This is a genomic window from Pseudanabaena sp. 'Roaring Creek', from assembly GCF_001402795.1.
GTDB lineage: Bacteria > Cyanobacteriota > Cyanobacteriia > Pseudanabaenales > Pseudanabaenaceae > Pseudanabaena.
Window position 1 is genome coordinate 1 of sequence record NZ_LIRE01000088.1, and the last position, 4369, is coordinate 4369.

The following is a 4369-nucleotide window of genomic DNA, read 5'->3' on the forward strand; positions in this document are numbered from 1 at the left end:
CCGCCAGTTTTGTTAGGACAAAATTAAAACCCCAAAGAGAGTTGACGCGCGCCGCGCGTCAACTCTCTTTGGGGTTTTATGTCCTGATCCAGTTCGGTAGCTATAAATAGGAAAGGATGGGCGGTGCTTCGCGCTGCCCATCCTTTCCTGATCACTGCCCAATTTGGGAATCTATACCCACATGAATTACAAAATAGAATGTAGCTCCCTGCGTCACTAAACTTGACTTCCAATTGTCAGGAGGATCGCCTCCTACTTTCCCAAAACTCTCAACCCAGATTGTCCCTCCCATTAGCCCCACCAAACGTTTGCTAATCGCCAAACCTAAACCCGTACCACCATACCTACGACTAATCGAAGTATCTGCTTGGGTAAAAGCTTGAAATAAGCTGACAATATGCTCCCCAGTAATTCCTATGCCTGAATCCGTTACTGCAAATTGAAGGGCATATTGATCGTTCTCAGTTAAGGAACTTCCATTAACCATAACTGATACATTGCCTTGAGGCGTAAATTTGATCGCATTCCCTACGATGTTAATCAGAATTTGTCTCAATCGAGAGCTATCGCCAATTACTTGGCAAGGCACATCGGGGTGAATCGTATGCTGTAAGTCAATCCCTTTATCCCTAGCTTGTCCCCTCAGCAAACTATTAACTGAACTAATAATCTCTTCTAAAATATAGGCTCTTTTCTCAATTTTCAGCATTCCCGATTCAATCTTAGAAAAATCGAGAATATCATTAATAATCGTTAATAAGACATCCCCGCTTTCCAGAATCGTTTGCACGAATTCCTCCTGTTCTTCAGTCAGTTCCGTAGTCGCCAATAACTGCGCCATGACCAAAACTCCATTCATTGGTGTGCGAATCTCATGGCTCATATTCGCGAGAAATTCACTTTTGGCTTTGGTAGCTGCTTCTGCCGCTTCTTTTGCTTTGGCAAGGGCCATTTCCGATAGCTTCCGTTCCGTAATATCCCTTGAAATTTGAATGACGGTATCATCAGATATGGGAGAAATATTGGATGCAAACCATACTTCTCTACCGTCGATATCCAGACTGTAGTCACAATTGATGATTTGCTTAGATGCTAAGGCTTTTTGAATTGTGCTTAAAAGAAGATTTGCGACATTCTCTGGCAGCTCTTCATAGATCGATTTACTCAGAACTTGCTCGCGAGTCCCTTTTAAGTTGACATTTTTGGTAGTGGCGATCTTAAGACATCGCCCTTCAGCATTACGGACTAGTACCACATCGGTCATGGCACTCAGCAAGGTGCTCTGCTCCATATAAGCCTCTTTAAGTTTGGCTTGACTATCTTTCAAGTCATCTTCGATCTTTTGGCGATTCTCAAGATTATGAGATAAGGTGGGACAATCTGGTAAAGAGTTTTTCTTTGCTATATTCAGTTCTAGATATGGGCGGATAATTTTAACTATTACAAATACTAGCCCTACGGATATCAATAAATTCAGCCCCAAAAATAAAACGATGGGGTTATTTAGTGAATTATTTGGTGAATTATTTAGGGGATTGCTATTTTGCAGGAGCTTTGCAACTTCACCGTTATTACCAAAAAACAAATAACTACTAACGATCGATAGCCCGATTAATTGCCAAACAAAAGGTATCAGCAGTAACCAATAGATGGATATTTTACTTGCGAAAAATCGTTTGGTTAAGTCTTGAGAAGACATCTAAATCTGTAGTTGATAAAATAGGTTTAAAAATCATTATTTAGTCATGATTATCTTAGCAGTGCATTGCCAAGTAATCATTAAGATGGGCGCACAAACCACAAACTCCGCTTACCATCGTGGGAAATACAGTCAAGAATAAAGTCTTTGATCCTAATCGGTAATCGCCCAGTCCTACGCGATCGCCTTAGGCTACTAGGCGAACATTCCAAGATTTTTGCAATTTCGGCGGTTGTCCATAGTCGCGTAAATAGGTCTTCGGGTAGTGCTGAAATACTCTGGGCTAGTTCTTTCCAAGCCTGAACGTAAATTTCAGTTGCTTCGGTATGCTGAACGACGGTTTCACTATTACTGACATTATCTATATCTATCTCTACTAGGGCTGGAGGGCGCGGATCCAATTCCCCAAAGATATCGGTATCAATATAGACTTTGACATTAAAAATATCATCCCAATTTTTAATAAAGTCATCATCGCTCTCATCTTCTGAATCATCCGCATAGCTTGGCAGCGCTAGACTTTTTGATAAGGGAATATCTTCGTATTTTTTGGCAAGTGAAATTAGTTTTGCCAAAGAATCTAATATATTTTGCTGGTTATGGTGTTTATAGAGATAAATAATCTCTTGGATGGATAGTACCAGCTCTTTTGGTACGGCTAACATCTCAGTATTTGACTGATGTGTTGGTTGAGAAGGATCGACCACAGGAAAAACCCAAGTAAAATTACTGTGGAACTATAAAAGATTTCAATCAAATCTGTAATTTTAAAAGTATAACGCTAGTCTCTATGGAGACAACAACTATTCATTGATTTGCCGATCAGCAAAAGTACGTATGTTTTCAAATAACCTTTCAATTTCTGTAAAATCTACCAATAAATTCCCGATTGTCTATTCCAAACGTTTTTTGGAGCATGATACGGGTATTTATCATCCTGAAAAAGCGGGTCGTCTTACTGCTATAGTTGACCACCTTAAAAATTCAGCGATCGCTTCGCAACTAGATTGGTTAGAACCGACATCGATCGACTGCCTCAGTCGGAGTGGCTTTGATATTTTGCAGGAAGTCCGACGATTTCATACTCAAGAATATATTGATGCCTTGCGACAACTTACTGAGCGTGGTGGCGGGCATATTGATGGAGATACAATTGCCTCAGCCCAAACCTACAATGTGGCTCTCTTAGCTGTAAGTGCATGGCTCGATGGCGTAAATCTTGTTCTGGATTCAGGTCGCCCTGCCTTTGTGCTGGCTCGCCCTCCAGGACATCATGCACGCGACCGATCTGGTATGGGTTTTTGTATATTTGGGAATGCGGCGATCGCGGCTCTATCTGCCTGCGATCGGCTCCATCTAGATCGGGTTGCTATTCTTGATTGGGACGTGCATCATGGCAATGGTACGCAGGATGCCGTGTGGGATCGTCCCGATATTGCCTATATTTCTACGCATCAATCACCTTTTTATCCCATGACGGGACGCAAGGAGGAAACGGGCAATCACGGCAATATTTTAAATATTCCGATGCGCGCAAATTCGGGAATTGCCGAATATCTGCCTGTTTTCAATCATCAGATCTTGCCATTTCTGCAAGAATTTCAACCCGATCTCCTCATCGTAAGTGCGGGATTTGATGCTAATGCCGACGATCCTTTAGCGAGCATTTTGCTAAAGCCAGAAGACTTTGGCACTTTCACCAAGCTATGTCTAGAAGTAACCCCAAAAATTTTATTTGGTTTAGAGGGTGGTTACGACTTCGACAGCCTATCGCGATCGGTTATGGCTGTCATCGAACAGTGCCTAAGTTAATTTTTCGACAATGGTCAGCTAATGGCGGATGAATTCTGAAATACCCATTTCAAACTAGTAAAAAAGGCGCAAATATGTCGATCGCGTTTTGGCTGACCCTGCCTAACAAAAAAAGAGCCGCGAAGCGACTCTTTTTTATAAATTTTTAACCTTCTTTGTTGATGAAGGGCAATAGCGCAACAACGCGAGCTTGTTTAATCGCAGTTGTCAAAGCACGTTGCTGCTTTGCAGTCAAACCTGTAATGCGACGAGGAAGAATTTTGCCACGTTCGGTGATGTACTTACGCAGTAATTCGACATCTTTATAGTCGATTTTGGCAGCAGGCGCGATCGGAGAGAGGCGCTTACGATAAAAAGAAGAATTCATTGCCATGATGGGATTATGCGGTTTTGGTGATTGGATTTAACGGACTACTTGATTTCTTTGTGAACGGTATGGGAGTTGCAATGAGGGCAGAACTTTTTGAGTTCTAATCTTGCAGTGGTATTACGACGATTTTTCATGGTCGTATAGCGAGATACACCAGGGGAGCGCTTATTGGCATTGGTGCGACATTCGGTGCACTCTAGCGTAATAACGAGACGGACACCTTTGTTTTTAGCCATTTTTTTAGTTGTGAGATTACTTAAAAGTGCGATCTACAATTGTTACACATAATCATCCTACTTATGCGCCTATAGGAAAATAATTGGCAAAAATTTGGGCGATCGCCTCATCATTACAATCTCTCTCCAGAACTTTTATAGCTACAGTCACTTGAATTAGGACAAATCAAAACCCAAGAATTAATTGGCGGCGCTTCGCGCCGCCAATTAATTCTTGGGTTTTATGTCCTAGTACACTTGGCGACAGCTATA

The 4369-nt window shown here is 41.8% G+C and carries 5 protein-coding genes; 1 reads left to right on the forward strand and 4 read right to left on the reverse strand.

Annotated elements, in window-relative coordinates; translation table 11 throughout:
• Positions 1-151: 151 nt before the first annotated feature.
• Together AC805_RS02960 and AC805_RS02965 are read right to left on the reverse strand one after the other, a co-directional pair.
• Positions 152-1699, reverse strand: a complete 1548-nt coding sequence (locus AC805_RS02960) for an ATP-binding protein (RefSeq protein ID WP_055074034.1) — start codon at positions 1697-1699, stop codon at positions 152-154.
• A gap of 80 nt (positions 1700-1779) precedes the next feature.
• Entirely contained in the window at positions 1780-2406 is a 627-nt protein-coding gene (locus tag AC805_RS02965; protein ID WP_156341291.1) for a hypothetical protein, read from the reverse strand.
• Between the two features lie 130 nt (positions 2407-2536).
• Here AC805_RS02965 and AC805_RS02970 point away from each other — a divergent pair, with 130 nt between their 5' ends.
• The gene (locus AC805_RS02970; protein ID WP_055074036.1) at positions 2537-3511 is read left to right on the forward strand and encodes a histone deacetylase; all 975 of its coding nucleotides are present in this window, start codon (positions 2537-2539) and stop codon (positions 3509-3511) included.
• 145 nt (positions 3512-3656) lie between these two features.
• On the opposite strand, the gene rpsR is transcribed toward AC805_RS02970, so the two are convergent.
• Positions 3657-3878, reverse strand: a complete 222-nt coding sequence (gene rpsR / locus AC805_RS02975) for a 30S ribosomal protein S18 (protein ID WP_055074037.1) — start codon at positions 3876-3878, stop codon at positions 3657-3659.
• A 44-nt stretch (positions 3879-3922) separates the two neighbouring features.
• The gene (gene rpmG / locus AC805_RS24480; RefSeq protein ID WP_009629301.1) at positions 3923-4117 is read right to left on the reverse strand and encodes a 50S ribosomal protein L33; all 195 of its coding nucleotides are present in this window, start codon (positions 4115-4117) and stop codon (positions 3923-3925) included.
• Positions 4118-4369 lie beyond the last annotated feature (252 nt).